The organism is Sphingomonas sp. OK281, from assembly GCF_900115295.1.
In the GTDB taxonomy this organism is placed as follows: Bacteria; Pseudomonadota; Alphaproteobacteria; order Sphingomonadales; family Sphingomonadaceae; genus Sphingomonas.
The window spans coordinates 544,506-568,891 of record NZ_FOVZ01000002.1; the positions used below are offsets into that span (position 1 = coordinate 544,506).

The window sequence follows — 24,386 nt, forward strand, 5'->3', positions numbered from 1 at the left end:
GAACGAATAATGAGCGACGACCACACACCGCGGCTGGCATTGCCGATGCTGCAGCCGGCACAGGCGCAAAAGGAAACGACGCATAACGAGGCGCTCGCGCTGCTCGACCTGGCGGTGCAGGCGAGCGTGCTGGCGGTGGGAACCAACGTGCCGCCGGTCGCGCCGGTGGCGGGCAACGCCTGGATCGTTGGCTCCGCGCCGACCGGCGGCTGGGCGGGACAGGCACGGGCGATCGCAGGGTGGACGAGCGGTGGCTGGCGGTTCGTCGTTCCGCGCGAAGGCATGACGGCGTGGAGCGTCGCCGACGCACAGGCGGCACGGTTCGCAGGCGGCGCGTGGACGACCGGCGTGCTGGCCGGCACGCGCGTGACGATTGGCGGAGTCGACGTGGTCGGGGCGCGGCGCGCGGCGATTCCCGATCCGACCGGCGGCACCATCGTCGACAGTCAGGCGCGGACCGCGATTGGCGCCATATTGGGAGCTTTGCGGGGGCACGGACTGATTACGGGCTAAAACACCCCGAAAACTGTGTCGTTCCGGCAACACCTCTAACTTTTGTCAGCTTGCGTGGAAACAAGCCCGAGGATAGGGAGTTTGCGATGTCCGTGTGACACTCATGAAAGGGGATTAGTATGCGGAAGCTTGCCGTCGTTCTGGCACTCGCCTCCACCGCACTCGCCACTCCCGCCCTCGCCCGCGACAAGTCGTGGTACGTAGGCGTCGAAGGCGGTGCGATGATCGTTGAAGACATCGACTATGATATCGGCTCGTTGAGCAAGGCCGGTTCTGTCGATCATGACTATGGTTACGATGTCGACGCCGTAATGGGCTACGACTTTGGCGGTTTCCGCCTCGAAACCGAAGTCGGCTACCGTAAGGCAACCGTGGACGGCTACACGTCGTCGACGACCACGCCTGTGTTCGGTGCAACCGGCGTTCGCGGCAACGCGGCTGCTGGCAGCTACGACTATGCCGGTGGTTCCTCGTCGGCACTCAGCTTCATGCTGAACGGCCTTCTGGACTTCGGTCCGGACGATGGCATCCAGGGCTTCGTCGGCGGTGGTGTTGGTGTTGCTCGCGTCAAGGCGCAGTACGCACTCAACAACAACGGCGACTTCCTGAACGACTCGGACACCGTGTTCGCGTATCAGGGTCTTGCCGGTATCCGTGCACCGCTGACCGACCACATCGACGCGACGCTGAAGTATCGTTTCTTCAACGCCGAGAACGTCAAGCTGGTCGACGTTTCGAACCGCGTGTTCGACGGTCGCTATCGTTCGCACAGCATCCTTGGTGGTGTGACGTACAACTTCGGCGAGCCTGCTGCTCCGCCGCCGCCGCCTGCGCCGCCGCCCCCGCCGCCTCCTCCCCCGCCGCCGCCGCCGGCGCCGGTCGAAGTGGTCTGCTCGCCTGGTCCGTTCATCGTGTTCTTCGAATGGGACAAGTCGGACATCACGCCAGAGGCAGCGTCGATCCTCGACAACGCGATCACGCAGTACCAGTCGTGCGGCAACGCGCAGGTCATGCTCGCAGGTCACGCGGACAAGTCGGGTTCGGCTTCGTACAACGTCGGTCTGTCGCAGCGTCGCGCAGATGGCGTGAAGGCATATCTGTCTTCGCATGCCATCCCGGACAGCGTCATCTCGACGGAAGCATTCGGCGAGAGCCGTCCGCGCGTCGAGACCGCCGATGGCGTTCGCGAAGTGCAGAACCGTCGCGTGGAAGTCACCTACGGTCCGGGTTCGGGCCAGTAAGACTTTCGCCAACCGGCCCTCGGGTCGGTTACGGAATGAAGATCGGGGAGGTCGGCGTGAAGCCGGTCTCCCTTTTCTTTTGCGTGCTGGATCGGCGGGGATGCTAGGTATCGTCGCAGGATTTCCCGCGGTCACGGCATCTGGCGGTCGACACGGGCTGCGCGCCGAACCGTCGGCCAGTGCTGCCCGTGTGAGGAAAGCCTCAGGTGGCCGCGCCGAGTACGTTCGAGACCGACCCGAGCGGCACCGCGAGCGCGCGGTAGCAGTAGGATGCGGAGAAGCAGGCGATCCCCAATCCGATGATCGTCAGGCAGATGAACTGGAAGAGCGACGCGCGATGTCTGTTGCGGTCTGCCTGTTCCGAATGGCGGCGAGCCGCCTGCTCGCGCTTGAGGCTGCGGCGGTCTGTGGACGCAGGCCGACTGTCGAGCACGGGCTCGCTCAGCAGGGCCGCGAGACTGACCGGGTCCTGCGTCCGCACGCCGAAGCGCCTGCCACCGCTCCACACGACCCGCCCGATGATGACCAGCGTGCCGCGCCGAATGTCGACATAGGTGCCGATCGCCGGCGGCTCGATGCTGGAAACGAGCATGCCCTTGTCCGAGACGTCGTGGATATGGGCATCCGACCATCGGCCGGTCACGTTCATCCGGCAGGGAACCGAGAGTTCCTTCATAGCGAGCAAGCGATATCCGATCTGACGATGCAACTTCGCCGATCGGTGTCCCCGAGTTCACCGCCGCGTCCAATCCGGGAAATATACCGATCTACATCAACGTTGTGCCGGTCGATGTCAGGAGGATCGGGCGGAGGCGAACGTCAGTGGGTCAGCGGGTCGGCGGGTCAGCGGGCCAGTGCGATGAGCTGGGCGATGCCGTTGGTGCCGGTCTTCGCGACGATCGCAGCACGATGATCCTCGACCGTCTTGGGACTGATATCGAGCGAGGCAGCGATCGCCTGGTTGTTGTGCCCCTTCACGAGCAGGTCGAACACCTGGCGCTGGCGCGGGGTCAGCGTGGCGGTGCGCGCCAGGGCTGCCTGCTGGACCTTCGACCACGCGACACCTTCGCCGACCGCGGCGATCAGTCGATCCTCGTCGATCGGCTTTTCCAGATAGTCGAGGCCGCCGTACCGACGCACCGAGTCGACTGCGTTGGCGGTGGTCGGCCATGCGGTCATGAAGACGATCGCGACGGCCGGATCGGCGATCCGCACGCGATCGGCGAAATCGAACCCGTCGATATCGCCCATCATCACGTCGGTGACGATGCAGTGCGCGGGCGCGTCCGCATAGACGTCGAGCAACGGCGCCGGATCGAGGAACGGCTTGGCGACATGGCCGTGGCGGCACAGTAATCGCGCGACGGCCGCACCGAGATCGGGATCGTCGTCGACGACATAGACCAATCCGCCGCCTTCTCCACCAATCGGTCCCGCAGCCATGTCGGTCATGCAAACTGTCCCATGAGGGGTAGGGCGATCGTCGCGCGCGTCTCGCCGGAGGGCGCCGTCACGCGTGTCAGGCTGCCGCCGTGCGCCTCGACGATCGCGCGGGCGACAAGCACGCCGACCCCCATGCCCGCTTGCGGATTGCGATCCGTCCGGCACCGGTTCGCCACGACGATCCGCGCCTGGCCGTCGTCGCGAGTCGCGGTGAGCGTCACCTCGCCCTTGCCGCACGCCTGGACGCCGTTGCGGACCAGGTTGACGATCGCCTGCGCCAGTTCGACTTCCTGGGCGAGCACGACGAGGTCCGGGTCGACCGCGTCGATCGCCAGCCGGACGTTATGCGACTTCGCCTCCGGCTGCGCCAGCGCGGCGACCGTATCGATCAGCGCGGCGAGCGGCAGCGGGGTCGGTTCGTCGACCGTGCGGCCGCCGAACCGGCGCAGCCTGCGGACCAGGGTCGACAGTGCCGCGGCCTTGCGATCGATCAGCGCGGCGGTAGTCGCGATCTCGACATCGGCGGAGACGGTGAGTTCGTGCAGGTGCTTGGCCTCGATCGCCAGCGTCGAGAGCGGCTGGCTGATCTCGTGGATGACCGCGACCGACATGGCGCGCAGGGTCTTGAGGCGCTCGGCCTGGAACAACAGGCGATCGCGGCGTTCGAGATCGGTCCGCGCCCGCGCTTGCGCATCGGCGAAGCTGCCCGCGAGATAACCGACGACCATGACCGAGGCGAGGCCCATGTGCAGCGCCAGCCGTGCGTCCATCCGCATCGGCATCGCGGTCTGCGGCAGGACTACCGCCGCGACGACCAGGATCGCCAGCCAGCTCGCGGTGCGGCCGAAGCGCAGGCCGATCCACGCGACCGACAGCAGCACCGGCGTCAGCGGTGTCCCGAGACCGATCCTGGCGAGCAGGATTTCGCTGGCGAACGACGCCGCCAGGACCAGCACGGCCTCGGCGACCGGTGCGAGGCGCGGCCGCGATGGTCGCGATCCGGTGCCGGTCGCGAGTTCCACCAGCCATAGCAAGGGCGGTGCGAGCAGCAGGACGCCGAGCAGGTCGCCGACCACGAAACCGGTCAGTGAGGCGAAGGTCTCGCGCAGCCCGGAGACGCCGGTGAGATCCGGGCGCAACAGCGACCACGGCAAAGCGGAGAGCGCCGCCGCGACCGGCGCGCCGACCGAGGCGAGGCCGAGCGGCATCGGTGCCACGCTCAGGCTGGTCTGTGCGCGATCCGCCATCTTGCGGACGACCAGGACGACCAGGCCGTAGACAAGCGGTGGTCGGACGACGCCGATCAGTTGCGTCGCCCATTCCGCCGAGCGGAGATCGATGACGCCGGTGGCGAGCTGTACCAGGACTTCGGTGACGACGATCCCGAGCGTCAATCGTGGTCCACGGCGCCACAGCAACGCGATCCGGAAACCCGCGGCGGGGTAGAGAAGCGAGTAGAACCCGCGGCCACCCCATTCGGCGGCGATGTGATGCATCGCGAGGAACGCGAGCGCGTAGCCGATCAGCCAGGGGAGGTCGGCTGCGCGCGGCAAGGCGGCACGACTGCGTGCGGCGAGCTTGGCGCGCGCGAACGCGGTCGGCTCGCGCACCGGCCGAGAGGATGCACCCGTCGCGACCGGCGTCCTCGCGGCGCGCATCGTCGCGCTGAGCGGGTGGGCATGGGGGCGCGGCGTTGCATCGGGTCGGGCGAGAATGCTCATCAAGCCGCGTTGTGCACGATCCGAGCCTCATCGCCTATCCGGGCAAATCCCGGAACGGATCCAGCCGGGGGCTTGCAATATTTGCGGTGGGGTATGATGGCGTACGGCAAGGTAGCGGGCGCGCGACCTGGTCGATCGGGGCAGGCCTATGCGACGCGCTGCCTCGCGGTGGCGGGAAGGACGCGATTGCGCCCCGCCTGCTTGGCGCGGAACAGTGCGGCGTCGGCGGTCTGCACGACGGACTGCCAGTCGGCGTGCAGCGGTGCGCCGGCAACGCCGATCGATACCGTGACCGGCCCGAGATCGCGCCCTTCATACTGGACGCGCATCGCGCCGATGCGCGCCCGGATGTCCTCGGCACGGTCGGCTGCGACGTCCGCCGTCAGGCCGGGCAGCAGCAGCAGGAACTCCTCCCCGCCATAGCGAAACACCAGATTGGCGTCGCGCACCGCATCCTTCAGCGTCGCGCCGACCGCGCGGAGCACCGCGTCGCCCGCGTCATGGCCATGATCGTCGTTGAACCGCTTGAAATGATCGATGTCGATCATCGCGCAACTCACCGGAGTTCCGTTGCGCTCGGCATCGACGAGCGTGCGCGCGAGGACGTCGTCGAGCTGGCGTCGGTTGGGCAGCATCGTGAGCGGATCCGCCATCGCGAGCGATCGAAGCGCCTCGCGCAGGCGGAGGTTGTCGAGTGCCAGGCCGATATTCTCGGCGAGCATCTGGAGATACACGTCGTTGAGTCCGACTTGGTCGAGGGTCGGCCTGTCGGTGTCGTCGCGCCGTTCGAAATAGAGCAGCCCGAGCATCCCGTTCTGGCCAACCAGGGGCAGGCACACGCTGTCGGGAAGCGCGTCGCCGACGATGTGGTCGCACGGCACGTCGAAGGCGTCCCCCGACGGCCGATGCGCGGCGCCGCGCCTGACGCCCCAACAGGCGAAGGGCGAGAACTCGACGGTCGAATGCGCTGGATCCAGCCACGAGCAGCCCGCGACATAGACGTTGCGCGTCGTATCGAGCAGGAACAGGCAGCCGGCGAGGTGGGGCGCGACCTTCGGGACGAACCGGCTAACGACCGTCTCGAGTTCGGCAACGGTATCGCAGCCCTGCATGCGCTGCGTCATGCGCGACAGCAGGTCGCGGACCGCCCGATCGACATCGCGTTCCTGCTCGAGCCGCTGGCGCTCGATCCCGTTCTCCCGGAATACCTGCAGCGCCTTGGCCATGTCGCCGATCTCGTCGATCCGTTCGTACTTCGGCGGCTCGGCATCGTAATCCTGCGCCGCGAGGCGACCGATCACGTCGCTAAGCCTGACGACCGGATGAAGGACGCGTCGGCGAAACACGAAATACAGCACGAACAGGAACAGCAGCCCGGTGATTGCGAGCATCGCTTCGGAGGCGGAGCGCCATGCCCGCGCGGTCGACTCGGCGGCGCGCAGTTCGTCGCCGGTGCGTTGGTCCAGGCGGTACTGAAAACGCTCCACGGCAGCGCGCGAGCGATCGAGCTCTCGTTCGTATTCGGGCGCGAACAGGATGCCGACCGCGGCGGTTCGATCGTCACGACGGCGCGCTTCGACGGCCTGCTGCTGTTGCGCCTGCAAGGCATCCGCCCATCGCAGCGCCTGGTGAAGACTGGCGAGTTCGTCCTCGCCTGCGCCCGCATCGCGGATGTGCCTGGTCCGTTGCTCGATCGGCCGCAGCTCGGCCCGTCCCCGCTGGAAGGCCAGCAGATCGGCGGTCTCGCCGTTGATTGCGAATTGCCGCGCCAGTTCGCTGAGCGCCAGCACGTCGTCCTCGATCGAGGCGGTCGCCCGGTCGAGCGCGTAGCGCTGGTTGACGGCGGCACGCTCGCGGTCCTGCGCCGACGACGCCAGCAGCATCGTGGTGCCCGAAGCAAGCGTCAACGCGACGGTGATGCCGTACGCCCAGTTCGTGATCGTTACCAAGCGCATGACGCGGCATAGCATGACTTTGCTATCAGCAAGTTAACGCTACGTAACGATGCGCAAAAAGCGTTCAACGATGCGCTTTTGACATGTGTCGGATTGGCCTAACATTTGTATGATCGACGCAGTAACTGTCGGATGGTTTTCAGAACAGTAATCTTTACGGGAGACATCCGATACCGAGCACCATGCCCCGCTCACGATGCATCGGCCGACGGACGTTCATTGGGCAATACTGTTTCTGCGGGTGATCACCGTCACGGGTCGGTTCGGACGGTCGAGAGCAATTCGATGCACATGGTCGGTACGCCGGGCCCGAGCAGCGCCGCCGCGAATAGCGGTTGCACAGTCAAGCACAGCCACGGGGACGCCGTGCTTCACGTCAGGCTGGGGAGCGTTGCGGGTGCGAGCATAACAAACGACATGGTGCCCCTTGCAAGCGTAGAATGGCTGCTGCCGCGATCGTTCCCGGTTCGGTGAAATTTATTCCTGGAACTATACGGGATGAAGATGCCGTACTGTCGAACTCGACAGCATAGCTGATCTATCCGGGGGTCAGCGGGCTCTTGAACGTCGCTGACGACGATGGTGCCCGATACTATTCATCGATCGAAGGTGATTTGGCGGCAGTCGATCCGTTCTAAGCTTCTCGCGTGTTTTCCTGTCTGTCGGATGACGAGAATTTTAATATTTGTGATCGACTAAACGTTGGTGTTCATTCGCTGCGTAAAGTCGTAGGAGACGGATGTGGGGGGCTTACGACGAATTCAAGGACACAGCGTGACGGATACAATAAATACGGTCGAACTGGCTGCCGAACTCACAGCCGCATGGCTTGCCAACCCAAATACCCGCACTGCGGCAGACGACGTTCCGGCATTCCTGCTCGCGATGCATGCGGCCGTGGCGAAACTTGCCGGTACCGGTGAAGTCGAGCCTGAAGCCGATGCAACGCCAGTATCGGAACCTGCGGTTTCGGTGCGCAAGTCGCTCGCATCGCCGGATCACATCGTCTCGATGCTCGATGGCAAGAAGTACAAGACGCTGCGTCGGCATCTGTCGACCAATGGCCTGACGCCCGAGCAGTATCGCGAGCGGTTCAACCTGAAGCCGGACTATCCGATGGTCGCTGCGACCTATTCGGAAGCGCGTCGGGCGATGGCGAAGTCGATCGGTCTTGGTCGCAAGGCTGGTACGACCGTCGAAAAGGCTGCCGATGGGGCGGTCAAGACGGTGCGCAAGACGGGCAAGGCCGCGCTCGATGCCGCCAAGAAGACGCTCGGCAGCGACGCCTGAGCCAATCGGGGGAGGGCGCGCCTTCCCCCGCTATTTGGCTATCCCGTGAACTGGGTCGGCGTGCCTGCATCCGGGTCGCCGAGCAAAGGCACCGGACGCGCGCTCGACCAATTCAGGCAACGTCCTCGATCAGGGCCTGGGCCAGCAACGCGCGGATCGCCTTCAACGCCACCATCTGCGGGTTCGCCTCCGGAACGGGAGGCGCCGGCATCGGTGCGGGCTCTGTGGAGGCGGTAGCCGGCGTCGGCTTTTCCGCGGCGAGCAATTGCTGGACACCCCGGACGGTATAGCCATCGCGGTTGAGCAAGATATCGATCCGCCGAACCAGCGCGACGTCTTCTCCGCGATAATAGCGGCGGTTTCCGGCGCGCTGTAGCGGACGCAGCTGGGGAAATCGCGTTTCCCAATAGCGCAGGATATGCTGGGGCAATCCGGTTTCTGCGGACACCTCGCCGATCGTCCGAAACGCGGTATCGGTCTTTCCGATCGCGCCGATCCTCGCCGGGGAATCCGTCACCGCGACGGAATGCACGCCGTCGTCGGCAGGAGCGGGCATGTCCGGATCAGTCGGCACCGACGATGCGCTCACGCATCATCTGGCTCGCACGGAACGTCAGGACGCGGCGGGGTGCGATCGGCACCTCGATACCGGTCTTGGGGTTGCGACCGACGCGCTCGCCCTTGTCGCGAAGCACGAACGTGCCGAACCCCGAAATCTTGACGTTCTCGCCCTCGGACAGCGCGCCGCACATCTCCGCGAGGATCTGTTCCACGATCTTCGAGGAATCAGCGCGCGACAATCCCACCTCGCGGTGGAGGGATTCGGCCAGATCGGCCCGCGTCAAAGTACCGGTCATCGTCATTCGCAAGCTCCCAGACTCGGCGCTTCTCCTACACATGCGCGGATGCGATCGGAAGAACTTTTGTTCTACAAGTGAAGCGGCAGGTTTCGAAAGGATTAGAAGCGGATAACCGCCGCACCCCAGGTAAACCCACCGCCCATCGCCTCCAGCACGACGATCTGTCCTTGTCGGACACGTCCGTCACGCACCGCAACGTCCAGTGCGAGCGGAACGGAGGCCGCGGAGGTGTTGGCGTGCTGGTCGACGGTCACCACGACCTTGGCGGGTGCAAGGCCGAGTTTGCGCGCGGTCGCGTCGAGGATCCGGGCGTTCGCCTGATGCGGCACGACCCAGTCGACCTGGTCCGACGACAGCCCGGCCATCGCCAGCGACTCGGTCATCACCGAGGCCAGGTTGGTGACCGCGTGGCGGAAGACCTCACGGCCCTTCATGCGCAGCTTGCCGACGGTGCCGGTCGTCGAGACGCCGCCATCGACATAGAGGAGTTCGTTGTGACGGCCGTCCGCGTGCAGCTTGGTCGTCAGGATGCCGCGACCGCCGTCGTCCGCGGTCTCCTGCGCCTCGAGCACGATCGCACCGGCGCCGTCGCCGAACAGCACGCAGGTCGTCCGGTCTTCCCAGTCGAGGATGCGGCTGAACGTCTCGGCACCGATCACCAGCGCGCGCTTGGCGACGCCGCTGCGGATCATGCTGTCGACGACCTGGACCGCGTACAGGAAGCCCGAGCACACTGCGGCGACGTCGAACGCGACGCAGTCGTCGATGCCCAGCATCGCCTGCACCTTGGTGGCGCTCGACGGGAAGGTCTGGTCGGGCGTCGCGGTGGCGAGCACGATCAGGTCGATGCTCTGTGCTTCGATACCGGCGGCGGCGAGCGCAGCCTTGCATGCGTCGGCTGCCAGCGTCGCGGTCGTCTCGCCTTCGCCGGCGATATGGCGGAAGCGGATGCCGGTGCGCTCGACGATCCACTCGTCGCTGGTGTCGACCTGCTCCGCGAGTTCTGCGTTCGAGACGCGACGCGCGGGCAGGGCGGAGCCGGTGCCGATGACCACAGACCGGATCATGCCGCCTTCTCCACGCTGCCGAGATCGTCGGCGATGCGCCGCACCAGATCGTTGCGGACCATCTTGGCGGCGTTGCCGATCGCGGTCGCGACGCCGCGCTCGGTGGCGCCGCCGTGGCTCTTCACGACGATGCCGTTGAGCCCGAGGAATACCGCGCCGTTGTGATTGTTGGGATCGAGGTGATCGCGCAGCAATTCGGTCGCCGGGCGTGAGATCAGGAAGCCGAGCTTCGAGCGCACCGAACTGCGGAACGCGCGCTTGAGCAGGTCGGCGACGAATCGCGCGGTGCCCTCGGCGGTCTTGAGCGCGATGTTGCCGGAGAAGCCGTCGCACACGACGACGTCGACCTCACCGCGCGACAGACGGTCGCCCTCGATGAAGCCGTTGAACTGCATGTCCACGGCCGGCGTCGCGCGCAGCTGGGCTGCCGCGTCACGAATCTCGTCCGTACCCTTCATGTCTTCGCTGCCGATGTTCAGCAGCGCGACGCGTGGGTGCGGGATGTCGAGCGCGGTGCGCGCATAGGCAGCGCCCATTATCGCGAACTGGACGAGGTTGCGCGCGTCGCACTCGGTGTTCGCACCGAGGTCGAGCATCACCATGTCGGTGTCGCCCAGCGTCGGCAGACGCGCCGCGAGGGCCGGCCGGTCGATCCCGGGCAGCATCCGCAACGACAGCTTCGCCATCGCCATCAGCGCGCCGGTATTGCCCGACGACACCGCGGCGGCGGCGCGACCCTGTTTCACCAGATCGATCGCGATGCCCATCGAGGTCTTCTTGGCACGACGAATCGCCTGGGTCGGCTTGTCGCTCGACCCGACGACTTCCGGCGCGTGGACGATCTCCGAGTGCTGCGACAGGTTCGGATGGGCCTTCAGCCCCTCGCGAATCGCAGCTTCGTCGCCGACCAGCAGGAAGCGCATGCCCTCGAATTGATGACGCGCGCGGGCGACACCGGCGAGCATCACTGCCAGCCCGTCATCGCCACCCATCGCATCGACCGCGATCCAGCCGCTGTCGGGCATCGCTTATCCTTCGTTCAAGTTAGAGGTTCCGGACGGAAGCCTCAGCCCTCGATCGAGAGGATTTCACGACCGTTATAGTGACCGCACGAACCGCACAGGTTGTGCGGACGCTTCAGTTCGCCACAGTTGGGGCATTCCTGGAACGACGCGATCGTGAGCGAGTCGTGGCCACGGCGCATGCCGCGCTTGGAGGGCGAGGTTTTTCTTTTGGGGACGGCCATTTCGGCACCTTGTTCAATCTAAAGGTCGGGGCTCCGAGTACGTCCGGACACGGGACACAGGCAACCGACAAGAATGCCGGCCGCCTGAAGCAACCCATGCGGCCTGACGCTCGCGAAGCGTGGCGCTATAGCGATTTCACCCCGCGTTGCAAGCTTCCGCCCCCCACGTTGCAACCCCTGATGTCCAGTGGCAGGGCATACGCCTGACAAAAGACACGATATTCGAGGGGCAACGCCGTGATATTACCCGTAACGCTGACGATCGCGGCGGCCGCCGCCGTCGTCAACCTGTGGCTCGCCTTCCGAATCGTGCCGATGCGCATGAAGGAGAGCGTGCTGATCGGCGACGATGGCAACCAGCGCCTGCAGGCGCGGATGCGCGCGCACGCCAACTTCACCGAATACGCGCCGTTCATCCTGATCCTGATCGGCCTGATCGAACTCGCCGGCGGATCGACGCTGTGGCTGTGGATCGCCGGCGCGGTGTTCGTGATCGCGCGAATCGCCCACGCCTTCGGGATGGACCGCACGACGTCGAGCGTGCCGCGGGCCGGGGGTGCGCTGGCGACATGGGCGCTGATGGCGGTGCTGGCCGGGTGGGCGCTGACGATCGCGTATCAGGCGAACAGCGTGCCGGCCGCCAAGACCTTCCAGGTCGTGCCGTCGGGTGGCCGTGCATGAGGGCTCTTCGTCTTGTGGGTGCTGCCACCCTGCTGGCTGCGTCCCCCGCCTTCGCGCAAGTCTCGCCGGACCGACTGTCGGCCGACGTCAAGACGCTCGCCTCCGACTCGTTCGAGGGCAGGGCGCCCGGAACGCCGGGCGAGACCAAGACGATCGCGTGGTTGATCGCGCAGTTCAAGGCGATGAAGGCGCAACCCGGCGGGCCGGGCGGCAGCTGGACGCAACCCGTGCCGCTCGTCCACACCCGGATGGGCTCGGGCACCGTCCGCGCTGGCGATATCGCGCTGGTGCAGGGGCGTGATGTCTATCTCAGCACCGTCCGTGGGGTCGACCGCGTCGCCATTGCAAACGCACCGATGGTGTTCGTCGGCTACGGCGTCAGCGCGCCCGAGCGCGGCTGGGACGACTTCAAGGGCCTCGACCTCAAGGGTAAGGTCGCCGTGTTCCTCGTCAACGACCCCGATTTCGAGGCGGTCGCGGGCGACGATGCGAAGGGCAGGTTCGGCGATCGCCGGATGACCTATTATGGCCGCTGGACGTACAAATACGAGGAGGCCGCGCGACGTGGCGCGGTCGGCGCGCTGATCGTTCACGACACGGCGGGCGCGGGGTACGGCTGGAACACCGTCACCGCCCCCGCCGGCGAGAATTACGACATCGTTCGGAAGGATCCCGAGTCGCGGGTGATGCTCCAGGGCTGGCTCGAAGGCGGCGCGGCGACCCGGTTGTTCGCAGCCTCGGGCCTCGACCTGGCGGCGTTGCGCAAGACGGCGCGGCGGAGCGACTTCCGCCCGGTCGCGCTGAAGCAGGCGTTCACCACCGACCTGCCGGTCAGGCACGACACCGCCGTAAGCCAGAACGTGCTGGCCAAGCTGCCGGGCACGAAGCACGCGGACGAAATCGTGATGTTCGGCGCGCACTGGGACGCCTACGGCATTGGCACGCCCGATGCGCAGGGGCGGACGATCCGACCCGGCGCGAACGACGACGGGCTCGGCGTGGCGGGCGTGCTCGAACTCGCGCGCACCTTCGCCAAGGCACCGCGCACCGATCGCAGCCTCGTGTTCGCATTGTGGAGTGGCGAGGAGCGCGGGCTGCTCGGCTCGGAAACCTATGCGGTGAACCCGGTCTATCCGGCGGCCAAGACGGTCGCCAACCTGACGCTCGATATCCTCCAGACGGCGGGGCCTGCAAAGGACGTGATGCTCGTCGGCGCCGGCCAGAACAGTCTCGAAGACATGCTGGGTGAGGCCGCGAAGGCGCAAGGTCGCGTCGTCACCCCCGAAGCGCTCCCCGAACGCGGGCTGTTCTACCGCGCCGACCATTTCTCGGTCGCGCGCCGCGGTGTGCCGACGCTGCTGCTGATGGCGATCAGCGGCGCGCCCGATCTGGTCGCGGGCGGCCGGACCGCGGGGCAGGCGTGGCTCGATGGCTATATGAAATGCTACCACCAGACGTGCGACGCGTGGGGCGCGGACTGGGATCTGCGCGGCGCTGCGCAGGACGTGGACCTGTTCAAGACGATCGGCACGAAGCTGGCAAACAGCCGGTCGTGGCCGGAATGGCGCGACGGCTCGGAGTTCAAGTCGGTGCGGGGTGAGACGGCCGGGGAGCGAAAGTAAGACCCTTCCCCCGTTGGTAACCACCCCGGCGAAGGCCGGGGCCCAATTGGAAAGGTTGTCGTAACGGGGCGCGGCCTACGCCAAACTTCGTCCCCAAATTGGGCCCCGGCCTTCGCCGGGGTGGGGCCGTTGAATGGTGGTGCTCCTGTTTCTTGTTCCCCCGCGAAGGCGGGGGCCCAGGGGCCAAGCGTACCGCCCCTGGTTGAGTCTGGGCCCCCGCCTCCGCGGGGGAACAGCTAGGTTTACAAGCGGACGTTATCCCGCCAGCGCCCGATCGCTAACGAACATATTCGTCGCCCGCTCATGCGCGAACGTGCTCGCCGGCCCGTGCCCCGGGATGAAGCTCGTATCGCTCCCCAGCGGCCACAGCTTCTCGACGATCGACTTCACCAGCGTCTCGTGATTCCCCCCAGGCATGTCCGAGCGCCCGACCGACCCCTGGAACAGCACATCCCCCACCTGCGCGAACTTCGATGGCGCGTGGTGGAAGATCACGTGCCCCTCGGTATGCCCAGGCGTCTCGTACACATCGAGCACGAGGTCCCCGACCGACACCGTATCGCCCTCGACCAGCCACCGGTCCGGCTCGAAATTGACTCCCGAAATCCCGTATTTCGGCCCGTCCTGATCGAGCCGCTGCAACCAGAAGCGATCCGCCTCATGCGGGCCCTCGATCGGCACGCCGAGATCGTTCGACAGCCGCTTGGCACCGCCGGCATGATCGATATGCCCGTGCGTCAGCAAAATCTTCTCGACCGTCACCCCGGCCTGTTCGACCGCCGCCATGATCCGCGGCAGGTCGCCGCCCGGATCGATCACCGCCGCCTTCATCGTCGCGGTGCACCAGATAATCGTGCAGTTCTGCTGGATCGGCGTGACCGGCACGATGGCAGCACGGAGCGGGGGCGCAGCGCGGAGGGGAGGATTTGTCATGCCGCTGAAATAGGATAGCGATCCCGTTGGAGCAATCGCCGCTTGCGGTTTGCCCCGTGCCCCGTGCAACAGTCGCGGCGATGTGGACCGCGCCCTTCGTTTTGCTCGATGACGCCCGCGAGGGGGGCGCTCCTGCACGATTGTACCGCGACCCGGTCCGGATCGTCCGCGCCGATACGCTCGCCGAGGTCCGCCCTGCGCTCGATGCGTTACGAAACGCCCGCGCGGAGGGCCTGCACGCTGCCGGCTACCTCACCTACGAAGCCGGCGCGGCACTCGCGTCGAGGCCAGTCGACGTCCGCACCGAAGGCCCGCTGCTCTGGTTCGGCCTGTTCGCCGAGTACCGGACGATAGCGCCCGAAGACGTTGCCGGCTTGCTCCCCGACCCCGCCGGCGCCTGGACCGGTGCGCCTGAGCCGCTGATCGACCGCGACACCTACGACGCCAGCCTGACGCGCGTGCTCGACCTGATCGCGGCGGGCGACATCTACCAGGCCAACCTCACCTTCGCCGCCAGCGTGCCGTTCGTCGGCGACCCGCTCGCGCTCTATGCCCGGCTGCGGAGTCAGGCCCGCGCAGGGTACGGTGCGCTGATCGATACCGGCGAGACGCGCTTCCTGTCGCTCTCGCCCGAACTCTTCTTCGCGCTCGATGGCGACACGCTCACCTGCCGCCCGATGAAGGGCACCGCGCCGCGCGGCGACACGCCCGATGCCGACCGTGCGCTCGCCGAAGCGCTCGCGGCCGACCCGAAGCAGCGCGCCGAGAACCTCATGATCGTCGACCTGATGCGCAACGACCTGTCGCGCGTCGCTACGCAGGTCGCGGTCCCCGATTTGTTCACCGTCGAGACCTATCCGACCGTCCACCAGATGACCTCGACCGTCACCGCAACCTTGAAACCCGACTGCGACGCGGTGGACGTCCTGACCGCGCTGTTCCCCTGCGGCTCGATCACCGGCGCGCCGAAACAACGCGCGATGGAGGTCATCGCCGAGGTCGAGCGCGCGCGCGTTCGCGGCATCTACACTGGCTCGATCGGCCGTTTCGATGCGAACGGCGATGCGATCTTCAACGTCGCGATCCGCACGATCGCCATCGAAGACGGCGTGGCGACGATGAGCCTCGGCTCCGGCATCGTCGCCGACAGCGTGGGCGACGCGGAGTGGGACGAATGCCACGCGAAAGGCGCCTTCGTCACCGCCGGCCAGCGCCGCTTCGACCTGATCGAAACTATGGCGTTCGATCCCGACGACGGCCTGACCCGCCTCGAAGCGCATCTCGCGCGGATGAAGGCGAGCGCGGAGGTCCTGGGATTTACGTTTGACCGCCACGCCGCGCGCAACGAACTCCAGGCCGCCACCTTCCGGTTGCGCGGCCCCCGCCGCATCCGCTTGTTGCTCAGCCCTTCGGGTGCGATCGCGATCGAGGCGGCACCGCTCCCGCACTCGCCTGCGCAGGCGACCGTTGCGATCGTCCTGCTACCCGTCGCCGCGACCGACTTCCGGCTCCGCCACAAGACGAGCGCGCGGGCGTTCTATGACGACGCGCGCAAAGCCGCGGGGACGTTCGAGGTGGTGTTCGAGGATGCGGAAGGCTTCCTGACCGAAGGCAGCTTCACCTCCTTGTTTGTCCAGCGCGGCGAAGCACTCGTCACGCCGCCGCTACGGCATGGCCTGCTCCCCGGGATATTACGAGCCGACCTCCTCGAATCGGGCCGCGCAACCGAAGCCCTGCTGACCCGAGCCGACCTGACCGCCGGATTCTTCATCGGAAATGCGGTCCGCGGGCTCATTCCCGCCATCGTTACGGTTGCGAATTCGACCGATCGGCGCGTATAGCGCCCGCGAATTCCGCGGCGACGTTCGCGGACAACCGCAAAGGTTACACCATGCACGCATCCGCCGCGCTCGGCCGCATCAGCCCCTCGCCGACGCTCGCGATCACCTCGCGCGTTCTCGAACTGAAGCGCGCAGGCGTCGATGTGATCGGGCTTGGCGCGGGTGAACCCGATTTCGACACGCCGGACTTCGTGAAAGAAGCCGCGATCCAGGCGATCCGCGACGGCAAGACCAAATACACCAATGTCGACGGCACGATCGAGCTGAAGCAGGCGATCGTCGCCAAGTTCGCGCGCGACAACAACCTCACCTACACCACCGACCAGATCAGCGTGAACGTCGGCGGCAAGCACACCCTGTTCAACGCGATGGTCGCGACGATCGATCCGGGCGACGAGGTCGTCATCCCCGCACCGTACTGGGTCAGCTATCCCGACGTCGTCCAGTTCGCTGGCGGCGTGCCGGTGATCGTCAAGGCGGGCCCCGAGGTCGGCTACAAGCTCGATCCCGCCGCGCTCGACGCCGCGATCACGCCGAAGACCAAGTGGGTGATCCTCAACTCGCCGTCGAACCCGACGGGGGCCGGCTACACGATCGACGAGCTGAAGGCGCTCGGCGCGGTGCTCGCGCGGCATCCGCACGTCTGGATCTTCGCCGACGATATGTACGAGCACATCGTCTACGACGGCTTCAAGTTCGCGACCATCGCCGAGGCATGCCCCGAGCTGTTCGAGCGCACGCTGACCGTCAATGGCTGCTCGAAGGCGTATGCGATGACCGGCTGGCGGATCGGTTACGGCGCCGGCGCATCGTGGCTAATCAAGGCGATGGCCAAGCTCCAGTCGCAGTCGACCTCGAACCCCTGCTCGATCGCTCAAGCGGCGGCGGTAGCGGCGCTCAACGGCGACCAGTCGTTCCTCGCCGAGCGCAACACCGCGTTCCAGGGCCGTCGCGACCTCGTCGTGTCGATGCTCAACGAGATCGACGGCATGCACTGCCCGACGCCGGAGGGTGCGTTCTACGTGTACCCTTCGTTCGCCGAACTGATCGGCAAGACGACACCGAACGGTCGCCTGATCGACACCGACGAGGCGATGGTCGGCTATCTGCTCGACGACGCCAAGGTGGCGGTGGTGCAGGGCGCCGCGTTCGGCCTCTCGCCGGCGTTCCGGATCAGCTACGCCACGTCGGACGCGCTGCTCCGCGAGGCGTGCACGCGCATCCAGACGGCCTGCGCCGCGCTGAAGTAATACGAAGCTGAACGATCCTCCCCCGCAAGGGGGAGGTGGCACCGAAGGTGACGGAGGGGGAGGAAACGGAACGTTTGTTTCCCTTACCTCCCCCCTCCGTCTGGCAAGAGCCAGCCACCTCCCCCTGCCGGGGGAGAATTCGAGATCGAGCAACAATCGAGACACGCGGCGACATCTCCCGGCAATTCTGCCGGGCGATGCCTGCTGCACGATGAACGCATCGGCCACGGCGCGTTAATCGAGAGTTTCTAAAAACGACATTGTGGTTGGCCGGCATCTCTACGACATGCCGGTACGTAGCTGACGCCGACCTATCCGGTCGGCGCCATCACCGGGTTTCATTGGGATCGCATCATGCGCAGCATCGTAAAGTCGAGTTTCTTCTGGCAGTTCAGCGGCGGTTTCGTCCTCGGCGCCATCGGCTTGTTCGCACTGCAGCCTGCCGAGGCACGCCAGACCTTCGCCAGCCATTTCGAGCACAGCGTTTCCGCCACCGCGCGATAACAACCCATCTGATAACTATGGCGATGGCCTAGCGAAGACGAGCGGCAACCCCATGTATCGAAACATGAAAAAGCCGCTTCTCGCCACGCTCGCCGCCGTCGGTATCGCCGGTGCGTTTATTGCCACCGGCACCGCGCAAGGCGCCCGCGCCGTCGTCATCCCCGCTGCCAAGACCGACCTTCCCGCGACCCCCGGCTTGCAGACCGCGGTGCTCGCGGGCGGCTGCTTCTGGACGATGGAAGCGGTGTTCGAGCATGTGAAGGGCGTGAAGTCGGTCACGACCGGCTACGACGGCGGCACCAAGGCGACCGCGACCTACGACCAGGTTTCCGCCGAGACGACTCGGCATGCCGAAGCGATCAGGATCGCGTACGACCCTCGAATCGTCAGTTACGGCACGCTGCTCCGCGTCTATTTCTCGATCGCGCATGATCCGACGACGCTGAACCGCCAGGGACCGGACAGCGGCACCAGCTATCGCTCGGCGATCTTCCCGCAGTCGCCGGCGCAGGCGCAGGTGGCGCGCGCGTACATCGCGCAGCTCGGGGCGACTCATGCGTTCTCCGGGCCGATCGTGACGAAGCTGGAGACCGGGACGTTCTATCCGGCGGAGGCGTATCACCAGAATTTCTACGACCGGAACCCGACGCACCCGTATGTCGTGATGTGGGACAAGCCCAAGGTCGCGGCGTTCCGCGCGGCGTTTCCGACGATTTCCAGCTGAGGCTGCACCTGCCGTAAGGGCGTTCCACCCCGGCGAAGGCCGGGGCCCAATTGGAAAGGTTGCAGTAACGACGGACGACCTTCGTTATACGCCGCCCGCAATTGGGCCCCGGCCTTCGCCGGGGTGGTACTTATTTACTTGTCTACCTGACCAGCAACAAACGTCAGGCAGCAACCGGAAACCGCAGCATCCGGTCCGCCACCGGCACCATGGCCTCGGCCCCAACCCCCACCGCGCGCACGATCTCTGGATGATCCACATCCAGTCCCCCGGTTAGCGACCCGAACGCCGGCAAAATCAGCTTAGTCGCCGTCGCCACGAAACACCGCCGCGCGACCGACTTCCCCCGCACCCGCAACCGAAGCTTGGGATGGAAATGCCCCGACAGTTCCGGCCGCGTCTCTGCCCGGTCCGCTTCATGCCGTAGCACCAACCCGTCGACGACCACCTCGTCGACGACGTCCCCGCCACACCGATCGAGGATCGCTGGATCGTGATTGCCCGTAATCCACGTCCATCGCGTCCCGTCGGTCATCGCCCGCAACATGTCCTGCGCGCGCTGCGGCAGCCGCTCGCAGCCGTCGCTATCGTGGAAGCTGTCGCCGAGGCACCAGACTTCGCGCGCGCCGGTCGCGGCAACCAATGCGGTAAGGTCCGCCAGCGTCGCGATCGAATCATACGGCGGCAGCATCTGGCCGCGCTTGGCGAACCAGCTCGCCTTCTCGAAATGCAGGTCGGCGACCAGCAACGCACGCCGCTCCGGCCAGAACAGCGCGCCTTGCGCCAACGCCAGAAGCGTATGCCCGCCGAACGAAAAGGGAACCATTTCCTCGCCATGCCGGTGCACGCCCTGTGAATCAACCCGCCATCGCCCCAAACCAGCAGGACTTGCGCATGCCCCCAATCGGCGTAAAGCGCGCCGTCCCCTCAGGAGGAGCGCTCTTCGCGCCATGACGTCCGTCGCCGGAACACCGCAAACTGCAGTCGTGACCGAACCGTCCGCCGATAGCTCGGCTGGACAGGGGGGGGCGCAGGCGTGTGCGCCGTCGGATCTGTCCGCAGCGCATCTCCACCCGCATCCGGCGCTCGCCGCGCTGACCGTCGGCGCGATCGGCGTGGTGTTCGGCGATATCGGCACCAGCCCGCTCTACGCCTTCCGCGAGGCGCTCGGCCAGACGTCCGCGGGCGGCATCGATCCAACCGAGATTCTGGGCGTGCTGAGCCTCGCGCTCTGGTCGCTGTTCCTGGTCGTGACCGTCAAATACGTCATCTTCCTGATGCGCGCCGACAACCAGGGCGAGGGCGGCGTACTGGCGCTCGCGGCGCTCGCCCGTCGCGCGCTCGGCATGCGGTCGCGGATCGCGATCGTGCTCGGCGCGGCGGGGGCGTCGCTGTTCTACGGCGATGCGATCATCACCCCGGCGCTGTCGGTGCTGTCCGCGATGGAGGGCCTGCGGACGATCCCGAGCGCGGCGCACATCTTCGACGAAGGCGTGGTGCGTGCGTTGACGATCGGCATCCTGATCGCGCTGTTCCTGATCCAGTCGCGCGGGACTGCGCAGGTATCGAAGCTGTTCGGCCCGGTCTGCATCCTCTGGTTCGTCGCGATCGGTGCGCTCGGCATCTGGCACATCGCCGACGAACCCTCGATCGTCCGCGTGTTCCTGCCGACCTACGGCATCTCGTTCCTCGCGAGCCACGGCGTCACCGGGCTGTTCGTGCTCGGCGCGGTGTTCCTGACCGTTACCGGCGCCGAGGCGCTGACTGCGGACATGGGCCATTTCGGCAAGCTGCCGATCCGCATCGGCTGGTTCTTCCTCGTCTTCCCGGCGCTCGCGCTCAATTACCTGGGGCAGGGCGCGTTCGCCTTGTCGCGGCTCGAGGATGCGGCGGCGCGCGGCGTGCCGTTCGTGAACCAGGACTGGTTCTTCCTGATGGCACCCGAATCGCTGCGCCCCGCCCTGATCATCCTCGCCGGCTTCGCGACGGTCATCGCCAGCCAAGCCGTCATCACCGGCGCGTTCTCGTTGACGCAGCAGGCGATCCAGCTCGGTTTGCTCCCGCGCCTGCGCATCCGCCAGACCTCCGCGGTGTTCGCCGGCCAGATCTACCTGCCCGCGATCAACTGGCTGTTGCTGATCGGCGTGCTGGTGCTGGTGATCCAGTTCAAGACGTCGTCGGCGATGGCGGCGGCGTACGGCATCGCGGTGACCGGCACGATGGTCGTCACCACCTTGCTCGCGTACATCGTGGTTCGGCATCGCTGGAACTGGTCGCGCCCGCTCGCGCTGGCGGCGATCCTGCCGTTCCTGACGCTCGACCTCGTCTTCTTCGGCGCGAACATCCTGCGCGTGATCGAGGGGGGCTGGGTGCCGCTGGTCATCGCCGCCGCGATCGGGCTGATCATCTTCACCTGGGTGCGCGGCAAGAAGATCGTCAGCGCGTTCGAGAAGCGCCAGAGCATCCCGCTGAGCGATCTCGCCGCCGCGCTGGAGAAGCGCCCGCCCGAGCGTGTGTCCGGGACCGCGGTGTTCCTGACCGCAAACCCGCATGCGACGCCGGGCGCGCTGCTGCATAACCTCAAGCACAACAAGGTGCTCCACGAGCGCAACCTGATCGTCAGCATCCGCACCGCCGACCGGCCGTTCGTCGACGAAGCGTCGCGCGCGAAGGTGGAACGCGTCGACGAGAATTTCTCGATCGTCGTGCTGACCTATGGGTTCATGGAATCCCCGGACGTGCCGCGCGATCTGGGCGTCGGCAACAAGACCGAGCAACTCGGGCTGGACCCGATGCGCACGTCGTTCTTCATCGGCCGCAACACGCTGAAGCCCGATGCGGAGAAGGGCATGCCGCCATGGCAGGATCGCATCTTCATGTTCCTCCAGCGCAACGCGAGCGACCCGACCGACTTCCTGAAGATCCCGCCGGGCAAGGTGCTGGAACTAGGCGAACAGGTTACCGTGTAAGCCGAGCGCAGGGGGACGGTTTTGGGGGCGGGAAGCGCGTGCTCCCTCGCCCCTACGGGGAGAGGGAAGGGGCCCGCGGCACTTGCCGTGGGAAGGGAGAGGGGCGTTGTCGGGCACCGTCCCGAGCCTCAAGCCCCTCTCCCTTCCGTCGCCTAAGGCTCCTCCCTCCCTCTCCCCGGAGGGGCGAGGGACAGTGCGCTCACCCCGCGAACGCCTTCACCAAGTCGAAGAGGTAGTCGCGGCCATCATACAGCGAAGCCACCCGGATCCGCTCGTTGAGGCCATGAATACCCCCCATATCCTTGTCGATGAACACGCCGGGCGCGCCGTAGACCGGGATCCCGATCGCCTCGAAGAAGATCCCGTCGGTCGCCCCCGTCGACATCAGCGGCAGGATCGGCAGGCCGGGGAAATGCTTCGCCGCGACCTTGGTCACCGGCCCCATGATCTTGGGATCGAGCGTCGGCGGGATCGCGGTCGGCCGCACCGGCTGGTTCGCCGTCACCGTCACCTTGGCCCCCGCCAGTTCCTTCAGCTTGGCGAGCGTGCCGTCGACCGTCTCTCCCGGAAAGATCCGGCAGTTGATGTTTGCGGTCGCGCGCTGCGGCAACGCGTTCTCGGCGTGCCCCGCGCTCAGCAACGTCGCCACGCACGTCGTCCGGAGCGTCGAGTGCATCGCCTTGTCGCGGCTGACGATCGCGTCCGCCGTCTTGTCCTCAGGGTTGGTGAGCAGCTTGGTGATCGCGCTGCCCATCTCGCCGGGCATCGCCTTGGCGCTCGCCGCGAAGAAGGCCTTGGTGGTATCGGTGAACTTCACCGGGAACTCGTAGCCCTGCACGGCCTTCACCGCGTCGGCGAGCTCGTAGATCGCGTTCTCCGGGGTCGGCTGCGAGCTGTGCCCGCCCGGGTTGGTGGCGAGGAACGTATAGTTCTGCGCCGCCTTCTCGCCGACCTGGATCGCAAGCAGCTGCCGCTTGCCGTTATCGTCCGTACGCCCGCCGCCGCCCTCGTTCAGTGCGAACTCGGCGGCGATCAGGTCGGGCTTTTCCTTCGCCAGATACTGCGCGCCGTTCCACGCGAAGGTCGTCTCCTCGCCGCAGGTCAGCGCGAGCTTGATCGTCCGCTTCGGCTTGTACCCGCCAGTCTTGAAGCGGATCATCGCGTCGGACCAGATCGCCGCCTGCGCCTTGTCGTCGACGGTGCCGCGCGCGTAATAATAGCCGCCTTCCTCGATCAGCTTGAACGGATCGCGCACCCAATCCTCGCGCTTGGCCTCGACCACGTCGAGATGTGCGAGCAGCAGCATCGGCTTGAGCGCCGCGTCCGACCCCTTCAGTACCGCGACCAGCCCGCCGTCCTTCGGATGCTCGGGCACCGAGAAATAGGTGATGTCGGCGTCGGCATAGCCCGCCGTCTTCAGCCGTGCTCCGATCTGCGCCGCGGCCTGCGTGCAGCTGCCCGCGGACAGCGTCGTGTTGGTCTCGACCAGTTCCTTGTAGAGCCCGAAGAACGCCTTCTGGTCGGGCCGCGACTGCGCGTGCGCCGAGAATGGTGTCGTCAGAATCGCCGCCGTAAGTAGCCAGCCAGTCGCGCGCATCGTCATCCCCTTGATGGTTTATGACGGGAGAGTTGCAGCGAACGCGTGCCGGTGCAACCTCAACGACGCAGCGTTCCCCGCGGCAGTGCCAGCCGTACCTCGCGGTTGGCGAAGTCGATGTCGACGCGGCGGAAGAGCTGCAGCACGTCCATCCCGAGCAGCACCGCCGGTCGATCCGCAAGCCCGAAAATGCGGAACGGCGGCGCGTCGACCGCGGTGAAGGCGATCGGCAGGTCGCCTATCGTCAGGCTGCCGATCGTGACGCGGTCGATCGTCGTGTAATCCGCCACCACGGTCTCTCCGGTGACGCCGGTCAGCGACACCGGCTGCGACGTTCCGGCCCGGCCCATGCGCTTGCGCGTGACCTTCCGCCGCAGCGCGTCATTGGCCATGCTGATCGAGGTGCCGGTATCGAGGATGACGCGGATGCGGATGCCGTTGCAATAGGCGTCGGTGACGACCAGCTGTCCGAACAGGCTGCGCGCGCGGATCACGATCTCGTCTGGACCCGCACGCTCGCGAACTTGGCGTTGGCGCGAGGGGACGACGGTCATCGTCCTGGTGTCGAAGTCGATGCTCACCGCGTGATCCTGCAACGTGTCGATCCCGAGCAGCCCGCGTGCGCCGAGATTGATCGCGCTGATCGCTGGCGCCTCGATCGCCTTGCTGCCGATCACGCTCACCTTCAGCGAGGGGATCATGACGGTGCCGATGCTGTCCGAACCCGTCATGCCGGTGACGCGGACGGTCCGGCCTGGTGCGAGACCGAGCGTCGCCGCGAGTTCGCGGGCGATGACGGTCCGCTGCGCGCCGGTGTCGACGACGAAGGGGAATGGGCCTGCGCCGGCGATTGTGACGGGTACCGTCATGCGGGTCTGGTCGTCGCCGAACAGCAGCGTGGCGGGGTCGGGCTCTGTTGCGGATGCTGC

The 24,386-nt window shown here is 66.4% G+C and carries 23 protein-coding genes; 10 read left to right on the forward strand and 13 right to left on the reverse strand.

All coding sequences use genetic code 11. The annotated features are described in order from the left end of the window. The first annotated feature begins 9 nt into the window (after positions 1-9). Both BM244_RS08670 and BM244_RS08675 read left to right on the forward strand, forming a co-directional pair. Positions 10-513 (forward strand): DUF2793 domain-containing protein, encoded by a 504-nt coding sequence (locus BM244_RS08670; protein ID WP_093398546.1) that lies wholly within the window; start codon positions 10-12, stop codon positions 511-513. A gap of 119 nt (positions 514-632) precedes the next feature. Continuing rightward, entirely contained in the window at positions 633-1,754 is a 1,122-nt protein-coding gene (locus tag BM244_RS08675) for an OmpA family protein (protein WP_093398547.1), read from the forward strand. Between the two features lie 202 nt (positions 1,755-1,956). Here BM244_RS08675 and BM244_RS08680 read toward each other — a convergent pair whose 3' ends face one another. From BM244_RS08680 to BM244_RS08695, 4 genes are all read right to left on the reverse strand, one after another. Further along, complete coding sequence (locus tag BM244_RS08680; RefSeq protein WP_093398548.1) at positions 1,957-2,430, reverse strand: PilZ domain-containing protein; 474 nt, start codon at positions 2,428-2,430, stop codon at positions 1,957-1,959. 167 nt (positions 2,431-2,597) lie between these two features. Further along, positions 2,598-3,206: a response regulator transcription factor gene (locus BM244_RS08685; protein WP_254784357.1), complete on the reverse strand. Its 609-nt coding sequence runs from the start codon at positions 3,204-3,206 to the stop codon at positions 2,598-2,600. After that, positions 3,203-4,918 carry a sensor histidine kinase gene (locus tag BM244_RS08690; protein WP_093398549.1) on the reverse strand — a complete coding sequence of 572 codons (1,716 nt, stop codon included), beginning with the start codon at positions 4,916-4,918 and terminating at the stop codon, positions 3,203-3,205. Before BM244_RS08690 ends, BM244_RS08685 begins: the two co-directional genes overlap by 4 nt. Before the next feature lie 146 nt (positions 4,919-5,064). Further along, on the reverse strand, positions 5,065-6,873 hold the full coding sequence (locus BM244_RS08695; protein ID WP_093399051.1) for a diguanylate cyclase: 1,809 nt from the start codon (positions 6,871-6,873) through the stop codon (positions 5,065-5,067). 774 nt (positions 6,874-7,647) lie between these two features. Here BM244_RS08695 and BM244_RS08700 point away from each other — a divergent pair. Further along, positions 7,648-8,163, forward strand: a complete 516-nt coding sequence (locus tag BM244_RS08700) for a Ros/MucR family transcriptional regulator (protein ID WP_217649107.1) — start codon at positions 7,648-7,650, stop codon at positions 8,161-8,163. Between the two features lie 112 nt (positions 8,164-8,275). Here the strand turns inward: BM244_RS08700 and BM244_RS08705 are convergent, their stop codons facing one another. From BM244_RS08705 to rpmF, 5 genes are all read right to left on the reverse strand, one after another. Continuing rightward, positions 8,276-8,719, reverse strand: coding sequence for a MerR family transcriptional regulator (locus BM244_RS08705; protein ID WP_093398550.1), 444 nt, complete (start codon positions 8,717-8,719; stop codon positions 8,276-8,278). A 7-nt stretch (positions 8,720-8,726) separates the two neighbouring features. Then, entirely contained in the window at positions 8,727-9,026 is a 300-nt protein-coding gene (locus tag BM244_RS08710) for an integration host factor subunit alpha (RefSeq protein ID WP_093398551.1), read from the reverse strand. Positions 9,027-9,121: 95 nt separating this feature from the next. Continuing rightward, a complete protein-coding gene (locus BM244_RS08715; protein WP_093398552.1) occupies positions 9,122-10,090 on the reverse strand; it encodes a beta-ketoacyl-ACP synthase III in 969 nt (322 codons plus the stop codon). Further along, positions 10,087-11,115, reverse strand: coding sequence for a phosphate acyltransferase PlsX (gene plsX, locus BM244_RS08720; RefSeq protein WP_056054397.1), 1,029 nt, complete (start codon positions 11,113-11,115; stop codon positions 10,087-10,089). Before plsX ends, BM244_RS08715 begins: the two co-directional genes overlap by 4 nt. A gap of 41 nt (positions 11,116-11,156) precedes the next feature. Then, positions 11,157-11,336, reverse strand: coding sequence for a 50S ribosomal protein L32 (rpmF, locus tag BM244_RS08725; protein WP_056054400.1), 180 nt, complete (start codon positions 11,334-11,336; stop codon positions 11,157-11,159). Positions 11,337-11,573: 237 nt separating this feature from the next. On the opposite strand from rpmF, the gene BM244_RS08730 reads away from it, so the two are divergent. Together BM244_RS08730 and BM244_RS08735 are read left to right on the forward strand one after the other, a co-directional pair. Next, the gene (locus BM244_RS08730) at positions 11,574-12,017 is read left to right on the forward strand and encodes an MAPEG family protein (protein ID WP_093398553.1); all 444 of its coding nucleotides are present in this window, start codon (positions 11,574-11,576) and stop codon (positions 12,015-12,017) included. Continuing rightward, complete coding sequence (locus BM244_RS08735) at positions 12,014-13,639, forward strand: M28 family metallopeptidase (RefSeq protein ID WP_093398554.1); 1,626 nt, start codon at positions 12,014-12,016, stop codon at positions 13,637-13,639. Before BM244_RS08730 ends, BM244_RS08735 begins: the two co-directional genes overlap by 4 nt. Before the next feature lie 255 nt (positions 13,640-13,894). Here the strand turns inward: BM244_RS08735 and BM244_RS08740 are convergent, their stop codons facing one another. Next, a complete protein-coding gene (locus BM244_RS08740) occupies positions 13,895-14,572 on the reverse strand; it encodes an MBL fold metallo-hydrolase (RefSeq protein ID WP_093398555.1) in 678 nt (225 codons plus the stop codon). Positions 14,573-14,652: 80 nt separating this feature from the next. On the opposite strand from BM244_RS08740, the gene pabB reads away from it, so the two are divergent. The 4 genes from pabB (at position 14,653) to msrA (ending at position 18,891) form a co-directional block, all read left to right on the forward strand. After that, positions 14,653-16,413: an aminodeoxychorismate synthase component I gene (pabB, locus tag BM244_RS08745; RefSeq protein WP_093398556.1), complete on the forward strand. Its 1,761-nt coding sequence runs from the start codon at positions 14,653-14,655 to the stop codon at positions 16,411-16,413. Positions 16,414-16,463: 50 nt separating this feature from the next. Next, a complete protein-coding gene (locus tag BM244_RS08750) occupies positions 16,464-17,663 on the forward strand; it encodes a pyridoxal phosphate-dependent aminotransferase (RefSeq protein ID WP_056054414.1) in 1,200 nt (399 codons plus the stop codon). A 354-nt stretch (positions 17,664-18,017) separates the two neighbouring features. Continuing rightward, entirely contained in the window at positions 18,018-18,167 is a 150-nt protein-coding gene (locus BM244_RS23070) for a hypothetical protein (RefSeq protein ID WP_175518137.1), read from the forward strand. 64 nt (positions 18,168-18,231) lie between these two features. Then, positions 18,232-18,891, forward strand: coding sequence for a peptide-methionine (S)-S-oxide reductase MsrA (gene msrA, locus BM244_RS08755; protein ID WP_093398557.1), 660 nt, complete (start codon positions 18,232-18,234; stop codon positions 18,889-18,891). Between the two features lie 163 nt (positions 18,892-19,054). Here msrA and pdeM read toward each other — a convergent pair whose 3' ends face one another. Then, complete coding sequence (pdeM, locus tag BM244_RS08760) at positions 19,055-19,717, reverse strand: ligase-associated DNA damage response endonuclease PdeM (RefSeq protein WP_093398558.1); 663 nt, start codon at positions 19,715-19,717, stop codon at positions 19,055-19,057. Positions 19,718-19,943: 226 nt separating this feature from the next. Here pdeM and BM244_RS08765 point away from each other — a divergent pair, with 226 nt between their 5' ends. Continuing rightward, complete coding sequence (locus tag BM244_RS08765; RefSeq protein ID WP_254784403.1) at positions 19,944-21,860, forward strand: potassium transporter Kup; 1,917 nt, start codon at positions 19,944-19,946, stop codon at positions 21,858-21,860. Positions 21,861-22,059: 199 nt separating this feature from the next. Here BM244_RS08765 and BM244_RS08770 read toward each other — a convergent pair whose 3' ends face one another. Both BM244_RS08770 and BM244_RS08775 read right to left on the reverse strand, forming a co-directional pair. Continuing rightward, on the reverse strand, positions 22,060-23,457 hold the full coding sequence (locus BM244_RS08770) for a M20/M25/M40 family metallo-hydrolase (protein ID WP_093399053.1): 1,398 nt from the start codon (positions 23,455-23,457) through the stop codon (positions 22,060-22,062). Between the two features lie 59 nt (positions 23,458-23,516). Next, entirely contained in the window at positions 23,517-24,326 is an 810-nt protein-coding gene (locus BM244_RS08775) for a retroviral-like aspartic protease family protein (RefSeq protein WP_175518138.1), read from the reverse strand. Positions 24,327-24,386 lie beyond the last annotated feature (60 nt).